We start from the raw sequence: 16750 nt of genomic DNA, 5'->3' as shown, positions 1-16750 counted from the left end.
GGGCAGCCATGGGAAAAGGGGGATTGTGCATATGACGGCACGATCAAGGCGTAGACAGGGGAGAAGTCTCCGAGAGATGAACGGAGAAGGAGCAGCCGTAGCCGCAGATAAAAGCAAAACAGGTAATCAGGCAGAGCAATTAAGTCGTGTTGAAAAGCTGATACGTGCTGTGTCAGAGCAGATGGAACGGACACGTATTGCAGATTATGCTTTGCTGCTGAACAAGCCTTGGCGATTACTTTGGCTAAATCTAATATCAGGCGTTTCCAGGGGAATCGGCATCGCGCTAGGTTTTACTTTTTTTGCCGCTACCATTATTTATGTGCTGCAAGTGCTCGGAGCGTTGAATTTGCCGATTATCGGTGATTATATCGCTGATATTGTACGAATTGTACAACGACAATTGGAGCTTACTACCTATTAGGCAGCGATCTCCACTTTGAAGTTCACGATTCGTCTTCGTGCGTATCCGGCTCCAGTAGACCTTCGCCCTCGCCATCTTCGATATAACGCTGATAAATGGAACTACGAATAACGGAAACATTTTGTCCATAAATGTCAGTAGCAACAAAGCTTTCGTATGGTTCTACGAAGCCCATATTATCGTCGCCTGCTTCAATTTCCATATCATCATAACTGTGGATGTCTCCACTTTCGGCCATGGCTGGTGTGTTAGAGGTACCCCAATTTTCGACGATCTGCCAGGCATCTTCACCGTCGAAGCCGTTTTGATCATCACGCTCATCCAGACTTGTTCTGCCGAACGAGGGAGCGAGAAATTCTTCCTCCACTGGGCGGCGGTTAGACACTTCTGTTTCGGGACTGTACTCTTTACAGTAAATGGTATAGGGAACAGCCAGTAGGCGCTCATAGGGAATGGGTTTACCGCTGGCGGCACAAATGCCATACGTCCCCTTTTCCATGGCCATCAGAGCTGATTCGATGCGTTCTAATTGGAATTCGTCGTGCTCCAGTAAGGAAATATCCTTGGCTCGCTCGTAGGTTTCAGTAGCCAGATCTCCTGGGTGGTTATCAATAGGAGAAAGCTCGCCGGTTTGATCGCGTTGGGAATCGCCGAGTCCGTAATGGCCGTTATCCTGCAAACGATGCTCAATTTCTTTTTTGCGTTCCAGCAGTTCGTTACGCAAGCCCTGCAATTGTTGCTCCGTCAATGGGGACATGGAATCCTCTCCTTGTTCTAGGTTTACATGCGCATGCGTTGTGTCGAGTATGCTCCTTGTAGTTTGCACCGGGAAGGCCTCTTTTACATAGGAAATTCTAATCAAATGCAGTGGAGTTCATTTTATAGATGATCTGTACTTGATGCTTGCGGGTTTCGTGGACGATCTGAGAACGCTTATGCTACAATAAATGGGTTCAACAACGGATATAAGCGGATCGGAGTGACGAAGGACTGTGATTTATTTTGGTATTGCGCTAATTATTTTTTTGATTGATCAGGGAGTCAAATATTTGGTGGCTACGCGGATGGAATTGTACGAGCAAATACCAGTCATCGGCAATTTCTTTTTAATCACCTCCCATCGTAATCGTGGAGCCGCTTTTGGGATTTTGGAAGGTCAACGTTGGCTTTTTATCGTGATTACAATTGTAGTGGTGATCGGTATCGTCTGGTACCTGCGAAAAACAGTCAAGGCTGGACAAAAGCTACTTCCTGTTGCGCTAAGTTTGGTGCTGGGGGGAGCAGTCGGTAACTTTTTGGATCGGGCTATTTCAGGTGAAGTGGTTGATTTTGCGCAATTCAATTTTGGAAGCTATACGTTCCCGATTTTTAATGTGGCAGATTCGGCGATTGTCATCGGTGTAGCACTGATTATTTTGGATACATTGCTGGAATCGCGTCGGGAAAAAGGAAATGGCAATGATAGCATTGAAGGGAAGTCATAGCATGAGCGAAGTGAATGAAAACGGCGAAGCCGCAGGTCTGTCTTATGAAGACGAACTGGAGAGTGAATCTCTGAAATGGACAGCGGATGCCGTGGATGCCAAAACACGTATAGACAAATATATCGCCGAAGAAATGAAGGAAGTGTCTCGTTCTCAGATACAGCTGTGGATCGGAAATGGTCGGGTGTTGGTGAACGGTACGGCGATCAAGGCGAACTACAAGCTGGCTGAAGGAGATCGTATTGTATTATCGGTACCGGAGCCAGAAAGTGTAGATATTGTACCGGAAAATATTCCGTTGGATGTCGTTTACGAGGATTCGGACGTTATTGTTATTAACAAGCAACGTGGTCTGGTCGTGCATCCTGCACCGGGACACTCTTCGGGAACATTGGTTAACGCACTGATGTACCACTGCCACGATCTTTCCGGCATCAATGGGGAATTACGTCCTGGTATTGTTCACCGTATTGATAAGGATACATCAGGACTGCTGATGGCGGCTAAAAATGATCAGGCTCACGCATCACTTGCAGCACAGCTTAAGGACCATAGTGTGACTCGGAAATATATAGCCTTAGTTCACGGTCATTTGAGCCACGATCAGGGAACGGTAGATGCTCCGATTGGCCGCGATTCGGGTGATCGCAAATTGTTCACAGTGACGGAACGTAACAGCAAGCATGCAGTCACCCATTTTCTCGTCATTGAACGGTTGGGGGATTATACCCTGCTTGAACTTCAATTGGAAACAGGACGCACACACCAAATTCGTGTTCACATGAAATTTATTGGACACCCATTGGTTGGCGACCCTATGTATGGACGCAGCAAAGGGGTTCGTATGGATGGTCAGGCGCTGCATGCGGCGGTACTGGGTTTTAAGCATCCATCCACTGGAGAGTACATGGAATTCAACAGACCGATCCCTCCTGATATGGAGGATGTGTTAGCATCCTTGCGTAGTCGCTAAAACAATGACAATTTGCATTCCTATTCACAAACCTGAATAAATTATTAAGTTAAACCGCCTAAATGGCGGTTTTTTTATTGTGGGATAAGGTATGGGTAAAAACAACTATGGATAATTATACAATGAAGTTGTATAATTATTAGAGTGCTTCCGGTGGTTCCGGTTGAACGGGTGTTGACACACGATTTTCAATCTGTCATACTTCTCGTAGTTGCGATGAACTTTGTCCAAGAGATGGCTAACCATCTCACACTATGAGAAGCAGGACAAAGGAAATCCTGAATAGCACCTTTAAATCAGTCCCGTGAGGCTGGCAAGGTAACGTGAATGGATCACTGATCAGTGCATCCGCTGCGGCGGTATGTCTTCAGTGTGTCCGAGAGATCGGAGAACAGTAGAAGACTGTTCACACGAGACTCCTTGCCAAACTTGGGCAAGGAGTCTTTTTTGTATCCGAACACGGGACCAGGTCTGAAGGGAACATCACCTGAGGAGGCTGGAAGCATGAGTAATGAAACACATGTACTGATGGATGAAATTGCGATTCGTCGGGCATTGACACGGATTGCACATGAAATTTTGGAGAAAAACAAAGGTATTGACGATTGTGTGCTAGTAGGTATTCGAACACGTGGAGTTCATCTGGCGCAACGTCTGGCTGAAAAAATTGCTGAGATTGAAGGCGCACCAATTCCATGGGGAGAGCTGGATGTTACAGCCTACCGGGATGACCGGAGCAGCGTAGCCGAAGCTAAAGGAAATGGAAAAGAGCTTTTGATGAATCCTGCTGACGTATCGGTTCATGATAAGAAAGTCATTCTCTTTGACGATGTGCTGTATACAGGCCGCACCATCCGCGCGGCGATGGATGCATTGATGCACTGCGGACGACCGCAAATGATCCAGCTGGCAGTGCTAGCGGATCGCGGACACCGTGAGCTTCCGATTCGTCCGGATTACATCGGCAAGAACATCCCGACCTCCAAATCTGAGGAAATCGTAGTAGCCCTTCAAGAGACGGACGGTAAGGACGAAGTGACAATCATTCAGAACCGGGGGGAACAGCTATGATCACAACAGCCAGTCAACTTAAAGAACGTAGCCTGCTCGGGTTAAAGGAACTTAGCCGAAATGAAATCGAGTCCATTCTGGATCGCGCTCATTATTGGGAGTCTCAACCAGAAAAACTGGTTCCAGTACTGCAATCACGCTTTGCGGCCAACATGTTTTTTGAAAACAGCACTCGCACCCGCTTTTCTTTTGAAATGGCAGAGAAGCGGCTGGGCGCTCAGGTTTTGAACTTTTCCGCTGCGGCTTCCAGTGTGGAAAAAGGGGAGTCCATTTACGATACAGTACGTACGCTCGAATCCATGGGCATTGACGCAGGAGTCATCCGGTTAAAGCCAGCCGGGGTGCTGCAAGAGCTCGCTGAAAAGGTCAGTGTCCCACTGGTTAATGCGGGGGACGGCAACAATGAGCATCCAACGCAGGCTCTGCTGGACCTGTACACCATGCGCAAAACTTTCGGTGAGCTTAAAGGCTTGAGAGTATCCATCATAGGAGACATTCTGCACAGCCGTGTCGCTCGCTCGAATCTGTGGGCCTTGCAAAAATTCGGAGCCAAGGTTAGCTTCTGCGCTCCTGATAATATGCAAGCACCTGATCTTGCGGCGTACGCGCCTTATGTTCCGATGCAAGAGGCACTACAGGCGGACGTGGTCATGATGCTTCGGGTACAGCTGGAACGACATGCTGAAGGGATGTTGCGCTCAGCGGATGAGTATCGAGAGCAGTACGGTTTGACAGAAAAAAGAGCAGCGAACCTGAAGCCCGGAACGATTATCATGCATCCAGCTCCAGTGAATCGGAATGTGGAAATTGATAGTGCAGTTGTGGAAAGCGAACAATCGCGAATTTTTCCGCAAATGGCAAACGGAGTTCCGATCCGCATGGCGGTTATGGAACGGGCAATGAAGCTGTAGAAGCTGTCAATTGGATCGTAGGAAAAAGTTGCAGAAAACTGAGCGGAGGAATATTTCAGATGAAACAATTAATAATGAATGCAAGCGTATTGAACGAGCAGGGCGAGGCTGAATTGAAATCCATCCTAATCGCCGACGGAAAAATTTTGGCTATCGCAAATGCAGATGCTGGAGTCAGCCTACTTATAGAAGAAGGGGCATCTGAGCAGGAGCGCGAAGTTGAAAAAATCGACGCCCAGGGAAAACTGGTCATCCCCGGTTTAATCGACATGCATGTACATCTGAGAGAACCTGGCTTTGAATATAAAGAAACGATTGAAACGGGCAGCCGTGCGGCGGTGAAAGGCGGATTTACGACGATTGCCTGCATGCCAAACACACGTCCAGTGACTGACAATGTGGACACAGTCCAGCTGGTATTGAAAAAGGGACAGGAAGCCGGGCTTGCCAAGGTTCTTCCTTACGCAGCCATTACGAAAAACGAACTGGGGCGTGAGCTGACAGATTTTGAAGCGCTCAAAGCAGCGGGTGCAATCGGCTTTACTGACGATGGTGTCGGGGTGCAAAGCGCGCAAATGATGAAGGATGCCATGGCGCGGGCCAAAGCACTGGATATGCCGATTATTGCACACTGTGAGGATAACACGCTTGTTGAAGGAGCGGCGGTGACGGACGGCGAATTTGCTAAGCGCCACGGACTTAAAGGCATTCCGAACGAATCCGAAGCCATTCACGTCGGACGAGACATTTTACTATCCGAGGCAACCGGGGCACACTATCATGTATGCCATGTCAGCACGGAGCAGTCAGTGCGGTTAATCCGCCACGCGAAATCTTTTGGCATCAAGGTAACGGCTGAGGTATGCCCACACCACTTGGTATTGTCAGATGAGGACATCCCTGGGCTGGATGCGAACTGGAAAATGAATCCTCCGCTCCGCTCCCCACGTGATGTGCAGGCATGCATCGAGGGACTGGAAGACGGTACGATTGACATCGTCGTAACCGACCATGCAGCGCACAGTGAGGAAGAGAAGGCAAGAGGTATGGAGCTGGCGCCATTCGGAATCGTTGGATTTGAGACAGCCTTCCCGCTGTTGTACACAAAATTCGTAGCCACCGGACAGTGGACGCTGGACTTTCTAGTGCGTCGTATGACTGCTGATCCAGCGCGTGTCTTCCGCCTTGATACGGGACGCCTGGAAGAAGGGGCTCCAGCTGACCTGACCATGATTGATCTGGAGCAGGAGCAGGCAGTTGATCCGCAATCGTTTGCCAGCAAAGGACGCAACACTCCTTTTACAGGCTGGAAGCTCAAAGGCTGGCCCGTGAAAACTTGGGTAGACGGCAAACTGGTATGGTCTGCTGACGAAGCAAAATAAATAGAAATCACTAATTAAATAGAACCTAATAGCAGGAAACAATATAGAGGAGTGAGACGGGATGCAGGCAAGATTGTTACTTCAGGACGGCACGCTGTTTACAGGCACATCATTTGGTGCGGAAGGTGAAAAAACAGGCGAGGTCGTTTTCAACACAGGGATTACAGGCTATCAAGAGGTGCTGACTGATCCCTCTTATTGCGGACAAATCGTAACGATGACTTACCCGCTGATTGGCAATTACGGAATTACTCGGGATGACTTTGAATCGGTACGGCCTTATGTCCATGGCTTTGCTGTTCGACATTACGAGCCGGCGCCAAGTAACTGGCGTGCTCAATACAGCGTGGGCGATTTGCTGAAGGAATATGGCATCATTGGCATTAGCGACATCGACACCCGCATGCTTACCCGGATTATTCGCCATCACGGCACGATGAAGGGCATTTTGACGACTGGTTCCCAGCCGCTGGAAGAACTGAAAGAAATGATGTCTGACCTCACCATTGAAGAATTGCGTAATCAGGTTCCTATGACTTCCACACCTCATCCGTACAGCAGTCCTGGCAACGGAGAGCGGATCGTATTGATTGACTACGGTGCAAAAAGCGGCATTTTGCGCGAACTGAACAAACGGGACTGCGATGTAGTTGTCGTTCCACATGATACGACGGCTGAGGAAATTCGTCGCTTGGACCCGGACGGTATCCAGCTGTCTAACGGCCCTGGAGATCCAAAAGACGTACCCCATGCCGTTCGTACGGTAGCTGAACTGTTAGGGGAATACCCGATTTTCGGAATTTGCTTGGGACACCAGTTGTTCGCTTTAGCTTCGGGGGCGGATACGGAGAAGCTGAAATTCGGACATCGCGGTGGTAACCATCCGGTGAAAGAACTGGAGAGCGGACGCTGCTTTATCACATCGCAAAATCACGGCTACACGGTAAATGAGGATTCGATCCAAGGAACTGAGCTTGAAGTGACGCATATTAATAACAACGATAAAACGATTGAAGGTCTTAAACATACCAAGCATCCCGCGTTTTCGGTGCAATATCATCCAGAGGCTGCACCAGGACCTTACGACAATGGCTACCTGTTTGACCGTTTTCTGGACATGATCCGTGAGCACAAAAGAAATCATCCAAAGCAACCGCGTCAGGCTGCTATCGCCGCCGCAGTGAGAGGAGAGCGCTAATATGCCGAAAAATACAGAACTTAAAAAAATACTTGTGATCGGTTCCGGTCCTATCGTCATTGGTCAGGCAGCAGAATTTGATTACGCTGGTACACAAGCTTGTCAAGCGCTCAAAGAAGAAGGCGTCGAGGTAGTACTGATCAACAGTAATCCGGCAACCATCATGACAGACACCAACATGGCAGACAAAGTATACATCGAGCCGATTACACTTGATTTTGTAACACAGATTATCCGTCAAGAGCGTCCTGATGGTCTGCTTCCTACGCTGGGAGGACAGACAGGTCTGAATATGGCAGTGGAACTGGCTCGCGCCGGAGTGCTGGAGCGTGAAAACGTCAAGCTGCTGGGGACTCAACTGAATTCGATAGAACAAGCCGAAGATCGTGATCTGTTCCGTGATTTGATGCGCGAGTTGGAACAGCCTGTACCGGAGAGTGTAATTGTAACAACCTTAGAGGAATCGTTAGAATTTGCTAACGAAATCGGTTATCCAATTATCGTTCGCCCGGCTTATACACTAGGGGGAACAGGCGGTGGTATCTGCTCTACAGAAGAAGAACTGCGTGAAACCGTCAGCTCTGGCTTGAGATACAGTCCAATCGGACAATGTTTGGTGGAAAAAAGTATCGCAGGTATGAAGGAAGTCGAGTATGAGGTCATGCGTGACGGCAATGATAACTGCATCGTTGTTTGTAATATGGAGAACTTTGATCCAGTCGGCGTGCATACTGGTGACAGTATCGTCGTAGCTCCGAGTCAGACGCTGTCAGATCGCGAATACCAGATGCTGCGCTCCGCTTCTCTGAAAATTATCCGCGCCCTCAATATCGAAGGCGGCTGCAATGTACAGTTTGCGCTTGATCCGCACAGCTATCAATACTATGTAATTGAAGTAAATCCGCGCGTAAGCCGCTCCTCGGCACTGGCTTCCAAGGCAACTGGATATCCGATTGCTAAAATGGCTGCCAAAATTGCACTGGGCTACACGTTGGATGAAATTGTGAATCCGGTAACGGGACAAACGTATGCTTGCTTTGAGCCAACACTGGATTACATCGTGAGCAAAATACCACGCTGGCCATTTGACAAATTCATTTCTGCCAACCGCAAGCTGGGCACGCAAATGAAAGCAACGGGTGAAGTCATGGCCATCGGACGCACATTCGAAGAGTCCATCCATAAAGCGGTACGGTCGTTGGAAATCGGTGTAAACCGTCTGCATCTTAAGGGAGCCGAACAGCTGTCTGATGACGTGCTCAAGGATCGCCTGTTTAAAGCAGATGATGAGCGTTTGTTCTTGGTAGCCGAGGCGTTCCGTCGCGGCTGGCAGCAGCAGGAGATTCAAGATTTGACGAAAATTGACTGGTGGTTCCTCGATAAGGTAGAGGGAATCGTCAAGTTCGAAGCCATCATCGCTGGAGAGTCTGAGCTGACCTACGAAACACTCTATCAGGCCAAACGTAAAGGTTTTACCGACCGCTCTATCGCCGAGATTCGCAGTATGGGCCAAAACGACAGTATGACAACCGAGCGTGAGGTACGTGAATTCCGTCTAGCTCAAAACCTGCGTCCGGTCTACAAAATGGTAGATACGTGCGCAGCCGAGTTTGAAGCCACAACTCCGTACTACTACTCCTCTTACGAGGTGGAAAATGAAGTTATTCCATCTAACAAAGAGAAAGTTATCGTACTCGGCTCCGGACCGATTCGGATCGGGCAAGGGATTGAATTTGATTACTCCACCGTACATGCGGTATGGGCTATTCAAAAAGCAGGCTACGAAGCAGTGATTATCAATAACAACCCGGAGACGGTATCTACGGACTTTAACACATCCGATCGCCTCTACTTTGAACCGCTCTTCTTCGAAGATGTAATGAATGTCATCGAGCAGGAAAAACCGATTGGGGTTATCGTCCAGTTCGGTGGTCAAACGGCCATTAATCTCGCAGCTCCGCTGAGTGCGGCAGGCGTGAATATTTTGGGTACGAGTCTGGAAAGTATCGATGAAGCGGAAGACCGGAAAAAGTTCGAGCAACTTTTGTCTCGTCTGGCTATCGCACAGCCTAAAGGCAACACGGTCACATCGGTAGATGAAGCAGTAGGAACCGCACAGGCGCTAGGCTATCCGGTCCTGGTACGTCCATCCTACGTTCTGGGCGGGCGCGCTATGGAAATCGTGTACTCAGATACGGAATTGCTGCGGTACATGGAAGAAGCGGTTAAAATCAATCCAGAGCATCCGGTGCTCATCGACCGTTATATGCTGGGTAAAGAAGTTGAGGTCGACGCCATCTGCGACGGCGAGACAGTATTGGTACCAGGCATTATGGAGCATGTAGAACGGGCCGGGGTTCACTCAGGTGACTCGATCGCGGTGTATCCACCACAGCACTTGTCTGCCGAGCTGAAACAAAAAATTGTGGAAATTACAATCAGTATCGCCAAAGAATTAAAAACGATCGGTCTGGTAAATATCCAGTTTGTCATTCATCAAGACCAGGTGTACGTGATCGAGGTTAATCCTCGCTCCTCGCGGACGGTTCCTTTCTTGAGTAAAGTAACGAATATCCCGATGGCGAATCTGGCTACACAGGCTATTTTGGGCGGTAAGCTTAAAGATGCAGGTTATTCAGAAGGCCTTTGGCCTGAAAGTAATTATGTCTCGGTTAAGGTTCCGGTATTCTCCTTTGCCAAACTGCGCCGTGTAGAGCCGACGCTGGGCCCAGAAATGAAATCGACAGGTGAAGTCATGGGACGCGATATTCAGTATGCCAAAGCACTGTACAAAGGACTTGTGGGGGCTGGCATGAAAATTCCATCCACTGGAGCAATCATCATTACAGTGGCAGATAAGGACAAAGAAGAAGCTGTCGAGTTGATGCAGGGCTTTTACAGACTGGGCTATAAAATTATTGCAACAGGTGGAACGGCGGCTGCTATGAAGCAGGCCAATATTCCGGTGAACACGATCAACAAGCTGAGCGAAGGTAACCCGAACATCCTGGATATGATCCGTACGGGTGAAGCCAACTTTGTCTTCAATACGCTGACCAAAGGCAAAACGCCAGAGCGTGATGGATTCCGTATCCGCCGTGAAGCGGTTGAGAATGGCATCGTCTGCATGACCTCACTGGATACAGTACGCGCTTTGCTAAGAATGCTGGAAACGATCAATTTCACATCCGAATCCATGCCGGTCCTAAGCAACTAATGCGTTACGAATAGATGTGAGGAAATAAGTAGCACAGGGAAGGACATTCATCAGCTTCGGCTGACGGATGTCCTTTATCACGGGCAAATGTACCCGAATTGACGTGAAAAGGGGATGTAGAACGGTGAATGGAGCATTTCAGCAGATGGCAGGACGGCTGATGGTTGCATTAGATTATCCCAATGCACAACAGGCTGAGCAGTTAATTCGGCAGCTAGAGGGAATTCCCTGTTATATAAAAGTAGGTATGCAACTGTTTTATAATGCAGGGCCAGCTTTTGTAGAACAGCTAAAGTCCAGAGGATACTCCGTATTTCTGGATTTGAAAATGCATGATATCCCTAACACGGTGCGGGGAGGGGCAGAGAGCATTACCCGCCTAGGTGTGGATATGTTCAACGTACATGCTGCTGGAGGCGTTAATATGATGTCAGCCGCTAAAGCTGGTGCAGAAGCAGCTATTTCCACAGACAGTTCGCTTTCCATGCCGCTCATTATTGCAGTCACACAGCTGACCAGCACGGATCAGACGACCATGAATAAGGAGTTAGGTATTCCTGGTACGGTACAGGATGCAGTAGTTCGTTACGCACAACTGACCCGTGAGGCGGGACTGGATGGTGTGGTAGCTTCACCTTTGGAAGTGCCTGCCATTCGTGCTGTATGTGGATCAGACTTTAAGACGATAACTCCTGGCATACGCCCGGCAGGTAGTGCTGCAGGCGATCAGTCGCGTGTGCTTACACCTAGGCAAGCCATTGCCCAAGGCAGCAGCTACATTGTTGTTGGACGTCCTATCACCGCAGCAGCAGACCCACGTGCCGCAGCGGAACACATTATTGAGGAGATGATACAAGTATGACCACATTCAATAGTATCCCCGAGCAAATCGCATCCCATCTGTTACGTATTCAGGCGGTGGCATTGCGCCCGCAACAGCCTTTTACATGGACATCCGGCATTAAATCGCCAATCTACTGTGACAATCGTCTGACCATGTCCTACCCGGAGGTACGCGAGCTGATCGCAGACTCATTTGCTGCCCTCATTCGTGAGCAATATCCCGAAACCGAAGTCATTGCAGGGACAGCTACAGCAGGGATTCCTCATGCGGCCTGGGTAGCGCAAAAGCTAAATCTGCCAATGGCCTATGTGAGGGACAAAGCCAAAGGACATGGGAAAGAGAACCAAATTGAAGGCCGCATCAGCGCAGGACAAAAGGTTATGGTCATCGAGGATCTCATTTCTACAGGAGGCAGCTCCATTAAAGCAGCACAGGCCGTAGCACAAGCAGGCGCTCAGCCGTTAGCAGTACTAGCTATTTTCAGCTACCAGCTAGACAAAGCGACTCAAGCCTTTGAAGAAGCAGGTGTGGAGCTGCAAAGCCTGTCCAATTATACAGCCCTGATGAACGTTGCCTTGCGTGAAGGAACCATTCAGGAAGAAGAGATGGAACTGCTGCGTTCCTGGCGTCAGGATCCGGCTTCCTTTGGCAAATAAGATGAGCTATAGGGGCCAACAGGGCTAATGATTAGAGCGATTCGTACTCGTTGCTAACCATTGTAGATTGTTATGGCTCAGGCCGTGTAAATCGAATTCGATCCGGTTACACTAACTCCTACCATCATGTGAAAAGAGGGAGCTCGGATGTATTGGATTTACTATGGCAGACTGTACACGACTAAATTTCAGGCAGGATGTCTGGCAAAAAGGTTGGAGCACGACGGCTGGATGTATGGTTACAATGATCCCCGCGCAGTGGAGGTGTACCGCTCGCGCAAAGGTCGTTATGGTGTCCGATTTATTCCGTAAGTCCACGAGAATAATTTTTAAAAAGAAAATTTTCGAAAGACTATTGACGAAACACAAGAAAATGTTGTATATTAATTAACGTTGCTGTTATGAATATGTGACGTGAATATACATATTTTTTTGAGGGCCCTTAGCTCAGTTGGTTAGAGCGGTCGGCTCATAACCGATTGGTCGGGGGTTCGAGTCCCTCAGGGCCCATTTCCTCAAAAACCCTTGCGTAGCAAGGGTTTTTTGTTGTTTATAGAGGGTGAGAAAATGGAGGAAAGTAGCCCCTTTATGAGGGAGCGATTATAATCCTTCCCACGAGTACAGTCTCCGTCTCTTTCAAGACCTCTTGAAAGCCTAATTTTTCGTGGACAATCAACCCAAACTTTGAAGTCATATTTGTCTTCTAGTTCCTTTCGGATGGAATATACTCCTTCGATTATGACAATGCCGCCAGCAGGAACAGTATGCCATTCCGATAACTTATCGGTTTCCCAGTCATACCTTTGATAACGGACAGCTTTCAGAAATCATTTTGCGATCGTTATATCGTCTTTTCGATGCCTGATTTGACTATATTGTGTGGACGGAAGGGTCTACATTTCGGGTAGAATGACGGGGTAGGGACCAGAAGGTTATTATGCCTACAGGAGATGGGAAGCGCTACTTTAGAAAATATTAGGGACTAGTGAGTTTACTTTTAGATCTAAAAGAGGACTCCACTGACTGAAAGCTGGTGTGAGTCCCAGTGTATTTCCTTAGATGACTTTAAACGTGAGCTTTTCAATAGAGATGATTAACTAAGGCAGCTGTCCTGCTCCGAGGTACTTATTCTTTGAAGCACTCCATGAATACGTCGCTATAGCTAAATCCCATCCTCCCTCAGGTCTGTACTTTTTCCAATATTGTTTAACGGTTCCCTTTATATCAACTTGTACTCCCTGATCGCCCATAATGGAAAGTTTATTAAATAATGTACCGTTTTTATATTGATAAGCATAAAACAGTGTATTTGATGGTCCATATTCAAACGTTATTGCTATGTGCTTTTCTTTTTTGGATACTTGATAAATCTGAATAGTAGGCTGTTCAAAAAATTGATCACTAATTATATTTGTGTTAATTAATACAACAGCCCCTTTAGAATTAACAAGAAAAAAATCACCCGCTTCAGTAAGTAGGAAGTATTCCTTCGCAATTCACGTACAGTTGTCACACTTAAATGTAGAAGAGTGCTAAAGTAGGTACTAGGATGGGAGTGGTATTTTGAAAATAGATCAAGTTTTTGAACATGACATAAGCGAAAAGTTAGCAGCCAGTATACAAGCATTATTAATGGACAGTTTTTCAGAAATCTACCCTACGGATAGAATTTATTTCAAGCAACTTCCACATTTTAGACTTCTAGCTTTTAACCATGAATATCAACTTATAGGGCATGTTGGATTAGATTATAGGATAATGAATCTAAACGGAGAAACCATAAGAGTACTGGGTTTAATTGATTTGTGTGTTTCAAAAAATGTTCGATCACAGGGAATAGCTTCAGCACTGCTTTTAGAAATTGAAAAGTTATCCGTTACACGAAATATTGATTTTATACTTTTATTTGCTGATAATATGAACTTGTATTTAAGAAATGGATATAAGCCTGTAAAGAACAAAATTAAATGGTTAAAAATTGATAATGAAAAAATTATTACAAATGGAATAGACTTTGAGAAAATTGATGGAATAATGATTAAAGAAGTAGGAAAGATGGATTGGAGTGAGGGAGACTTAGATTTTTTGGGGTATCTTTATTGATCTCACGAAAGTTTAGAAAAGAGGAAGTTCGAGCATTTAGCACTCAATTTGAGGAGCATTTAAATAAAACTTCACAAGAGTCGGTTAATAGAGTTCAATGAAAACTAATAAAGGGTTCCGCTGATAAAAAAGCTAATATGAGTTCTTTTCGTCTCATAAAAAAAGCACTGCCCGAATAAACGGACAGTGCTATTTATACTGCTTTTATCTTAGGACACCTTAACAGTGTACACCATTCTCAATTTACCGTTACCGCCGTAAATCTCAACTCTTGCAGTCGTTGCAGTAGTAGTTGTTACCACCCCGGAAGCGGAGACGGTGACATTTCCGCTCGCCACTTTATAAGTATCCCCTGGGTAATTTGACAACGCATAGGAATAATTACGTGGCAACGTAGCCGTTCTGTAGTATACTCCGTTAACTTCTACGACAGGCGTAATTACCGGAGAAGGGCCTACAGATGCGGACGCGCTAGGGACGATAATACTCCCAATAAGTCCCAGAGACATAGCTGTTGATAATAATATTTTCTTAGTTTTCATAAAAAAATCCTCCTTATGTATGATCTGAGCTCCTAAAATATACCATGTAAAGTTATGGATTTCACTTAATTCGACAAATGTTGTCAAAATAATACAACAAAACGATTCTAAAGTCCTATAAAATACAAAAGAATTAAAATATAACAATTTAAGTTTTTTATTTACCATACTTTTGAACTATTCTTCATAGCTGTATAGTCTTTGATCACACGAAATAAAAAACGGACGTCAGAGTGATTAGCTCCAAGTCCGTTTTGTGTTTGTATCTATTTAGTTCTTGATTTCAGTTGACAAGTTGGTGTGCAAGCCTCTCATCGCTGTCTAGATTCCTTTCTACCATACGTTGTTTTAATGCAGACAGTTCCGCACACTGTCGAATTGCTTCCGCTACAAGCTGGGCGACCTGCTTTGCTCCTTCGTCAGAAAAATGGGTATTATCCGTTACACCAGCGGGGTAATTAGGATGCGCTTTTTCAGGCAAATGCATAAATAGCTGCTGTGACTCTTTTTCACCCATTGAACGATATAGCTGCTGAGAAGCTTTAAAAATATCGAGCAGGGGTGTTTTGGTTTCCGCGGCTACTTGTCTCATGGCAGCAGGATAGGCTCCTACAGCCAGCGGATCAGGTTCACCGTCTGCTTTGAAGCGGCGGCGGCTTACAGAGGTCAATAGCACTGGAATTCCACCACGCTCCCGAGCGGACTGAATGTATTGAATTAAGTTTTGACGATACTCTCCATCAGGATCGGTATAGCGAGTGGGGTCTTCTTTTTTCTCATCGTTGTGTCCAAATTGAATAAACAGATAATCTCCAGCTTGAATATCTTTTTCAATATCAGCTAACCGGCCTTCTGCTATAAAAGATTTGGTGCTTCGTCCATTGACGGCACGATTGTCCACATGAACAGACGGTGCCAAGTAGCTTTGCAAGTGTTCGCCCCAGCCTGTCATCGGTTTTTCGGTAGCCCCTTTTTGAGCTGCAGTGGAGTCCCCAGCGATAAACAGTCGAGTTGTCATCTGTTGCCTTGCCTGAGCATATCCATGTTTTTGAAGCCAAGTTTCCGCCAGATTAAGCCATTGATGGCATTCATGGTTGTCCTCTGACAGCCCCAAGCCGTGTCGCCCTTCCTCAAATACATGCAGTTCAAACGGAATACGTTCTCTGGATAATGAAAAAGCGAACAACAGACTATTTTCTACCGGTACAGCGCCATCATTGGCTGTAGTCCACATCAAAGTTGGAGGTGTATGTGAAGTTACTTGCCGATCGGATGAAAAGGCTTGGAGCTGCTCCAGCGTCGGCTGTTCCCCTAAAAAATGTGTACGGCTTCCGATATGTGTATAAGGCTCATGAAATGAAATTACAGGGTATCCCAACAACAGAAGATCTGGTTTTACCATCCCTATAGTGGAGACAATGGAGGCCAAGTGACCGCCTGCTGAAAAACCGATGAGCCCCACTTGATCAGGGATGACTAGCCAATCATGCGGTGTTTGGCGAATCCATTGCAGAGCATGTTCTACATCCTTCAACAAGGAAATAATCTCGAAATCGCCGACTTGATACTCCAGCACACCCGCATGAATACCTAGATCATTCAACCACCGAGCTATAGGCTCTCCTTCATGTGAGGCCAAATGCTCGTATCCACCGCCAGGTAATACCAATATAAAAGGACGAGCTTCATGAGCTGCTACGGGATAGAGGGAGAGAAAGGAAGTGTTTGACGGAAATTCTTCTTTTATAATCGGTTCTTTAGGACTAATAACATGTAACATAAATAACTCCTCCAAATTTCTTTTTAACTGCCGCAAACCAAACAAAATCGACTTAAATTGGAATGATACGGATGTAAAAAATAATGCACACGTGAAAAAAATGATTTAAACCTTGTTATGAAAGCGCTATAATTTTGTTGTGATGCAAAGAGCCAGAGGGGGAGC

At 46.6% G+C, this 16750-nt stretch carries 15 protein-coding genes, 1 tRNA gene and 1 pseudogene; 13 read left to right on the top strand and 4 right to left on the bottom strand.

The genetic code is table 11. The features are described 5' to 3' along the window. The first annotated feature begins 31 nt into the window (after nucleotides 1-31). Complete coding sequence (locus tag NLX82_RS03905) at nucleotides 32-424, top strand: DUF5665 domain-containing protein (RefSeq protein WP_226887732.1); 393 nt, start codon at nucleotides 32-34, stop codon at nucleotides 422-424. A 22-nt stretch (nucleotides 425-446) separates the two neighbouring features. Here the strand turns inward: NLX82_RS03905 and NLX82_RS03900 are convergent, their stop codons facing one another. Beyond that, nucleotides 447-1181 carry a TraR/DksA C4-type zinc finger protein gene (locus NLX82_RS03900; RefSeq protein ID WP_254347497.1) on the bottom strand — a complete coding sequence of 245 codons (735 nt, stop codon included), beginning with the start codon at nucleotides 1179-1181 and terminating at the stop codon, nucleotides 447-449. A gap of 235 nt (nucleotides 1182-1416) precedes the next feature. Here NLX82_RS03900 and lspA point away from each other — a divergent pair, with 235 nt between their 5' ends. From lspA to NLX82_RS03845, 11 genes are all read left to right on the top strand, one after another. Then, entirely contained in the window at nucleotides 1417-1908 is a 492-nt protein-coding gene (gene lspA, locus NLX82_RS03895; RefSeq protein WP_023989430.1) for a signal peptidase II, read from the top strand. 1 nt (nucleotide 1909) lies between these two features. After that, the gene (locus tag NLX82_RS03890; protein ID WP_069080398.1) at nucleotides 1910-2881 is read left to right on the top strand and encodes an RluA family pseudouridine synthase; all 972 of its coding nucleotides are present in this window, start codon (nucleotides 1910-1912) and stop codon (nucleotides 2879-2881) included. A 504-nt stretch (nucleotides 2882-3385) separates the two neighbouring features. Then, nucleotides 3386-3952 (top strand): bifunctional pyr operon transcriptional regulator/uracil phosphoribosyltransferase PyrR, encoded by a 567-nt coding sequence (pyrR, locus tag NLX82_RS03885; RefSeq protein ID WP_043882258.1) that lies wholly within the window; start codon nucleotides 3386-3388, stop codon nucleotides 3950-3952. Beyond that, nucleotides 3949-4863 carry an aspartate carbamoyltransferase catalytic subunit gene (locus NLX82_RS03880; protein WP_023989427.1) on the top strand — a complete coding sequence of 305 codons (915 nt, stop codon included), beginning with the start codon at nucleotides 3949-3951 and terminating at the stop codon, nucleotides 4861-4863. The genes pyrR and NLX82_RS03880 overlap by 4 nt, the downstream gene beginning before the upstream one ends. Before the next feature lie 59 nt (nucleotides 4864-4922). After that, on the top strand, nucleotides 4923-6245 hold the full coding sequence (locus tag NLX82_RS03875; protein WP_023989426.1) for a dihydroorotase: 1323 nt from the start codon (nucleotides 4923-4925) through the stop codon (nucleotides 6243-6245). Nucleotides 6246-6306: 61 nt separating this feature from the next. After that, nucleotides 6307-7443, top strand: coding sequence for a glutamine-hydrolyzing carbamoyl-phosphate synthase small subunit (gene carA, locus NLX82_RS03870; RefSeq protein ID WP_023989425.1), 1137 nt, complete (start codon nucleotides 6307-6309; stop codon nucleotides 7441-7443). A gap of 1 nt (nucleotide 7444) precedes the next feature. Further along, a complete protein-coding gene (carB, locus tag NLX82_RS03865) occupies nucleotides 7445-10660 on the top strand; it encodes a carbamoyl-phosphate synthase large subunit (RefSeq protein ID WP_068942327.1) in 3216 nt (1071 codons plus the stop codon). 67 nt (nucleotides 10661-10727) lie between these two features. Beyond that, complete coding sequence (gene pyrF, locus NLX82_RS03860; protein WP_302055715.1) at nucleotides 10728-11522, top strand: orotidine-5'-phosphate decarboxylase; 795 nt, start codon at nucleotides 10728-10730, stop codon at nucleotides 11520-11522. Continuing rightward, entirely contained in the window at nucleotides 11519-12160 is a 642-nt protein-coding gene (pyrE, locus tag NLX82_RS03855; protein WP_013311063.1) for an orotate phosphoribosyltransferase, read from the top strand. Before pyrF ends, pyrE begins: the two co-directional genes overlap by 4 nt. Before the next feature lie 147 nt (nucleotides 12161-12307). Further along, nucleotides 12308-12472, top strand: coding sequence for a hypothetical protein (locus NLX82_RS03850; RefSeq protein WP_014282411.1), 165 nt, complete (start codon nucleotides 12308-12310; stop codon nucleotides 12470-12472). Between the two features lie 124 nt (nucleotides 12473-12596). After that, nucleotides 12597-12670, top strand: a tRNA-Ile gene (locus NLX82_RS03845). A 101-nt stretch (nucleotides 12671-12771) separates the two neighbouring features. Here the strand turns inward: NLX82_RS03845 and NLX82_RS03840 are convergent. Continuing rightward, nucleotides 12772-12972, bottom strand: a pseudogene (locus NLX82_RS03840) (uridine kinase); the annotation flags it as partial. A gap of 751 nt (nucleotides 12973-13723) precedes the next feature. Here NLX82_RS03840 and NLX82_RS03835 point away from each other — a divergent pair. Further along, nucleotides 13724-14263 carry a GNAT family N-acetyltransferase gene (locus NLX82_RS03835; protein WP_254347496.1) on the top strand — a complete coding sequence of 180 codons (540 nt, stop codon included), beginning with the start codon at nucleotides 13724-13726 and terminating at the stop codon, nucleotides 14261-14263. Nucleotides 14264-14472: 209 nt separating this feature from the next. Here the strand turns inward: NLX82_RS03835 and NLX82_RS03830 are convergent, their stop codons facing one another. Then, nucleotides 14473-14805, bottom strand: a complete 333-nt coding sequence (locus tag NLX82_RS03830; RefSeq protein WP_068942323.1) for a hypothetical protein — start codon at nucleotides 14803-14805, stop codon at nucleotides 14473-14475. Nucleotides 14806-15088: 283 nt separating this feature from the next. Continuing rightward, nucleotides 15089-16585, bottom strand: a complete 1497-nt coding sequence (locus tag NLX82_RS03825) for a GDSL-type esterase/lipase family protein (protein WP_068942321.1) — start codon at nucleotides 16583-16585, stop codon at nucleotides 15089-15091. Between the last annotated feature and the right edge of the window lie 165 nt (nucleotides 16586-16750).

Origin of the sequence: Paenibacillus sp. A3M_27_13 (genome assembly GCF_024213315.1) — a bacterium.
Lineage (GTDB): Bacteria > Bacillota > Bacilli > Paenibacillales > Paenibacillaceae > Paenibacillus > Paenibacillus polymyxa_B.
Note: the sequence above shows the minus strand (reverse complement) of the source record. Positions and strands in the feature narration are given on the sequence as shown.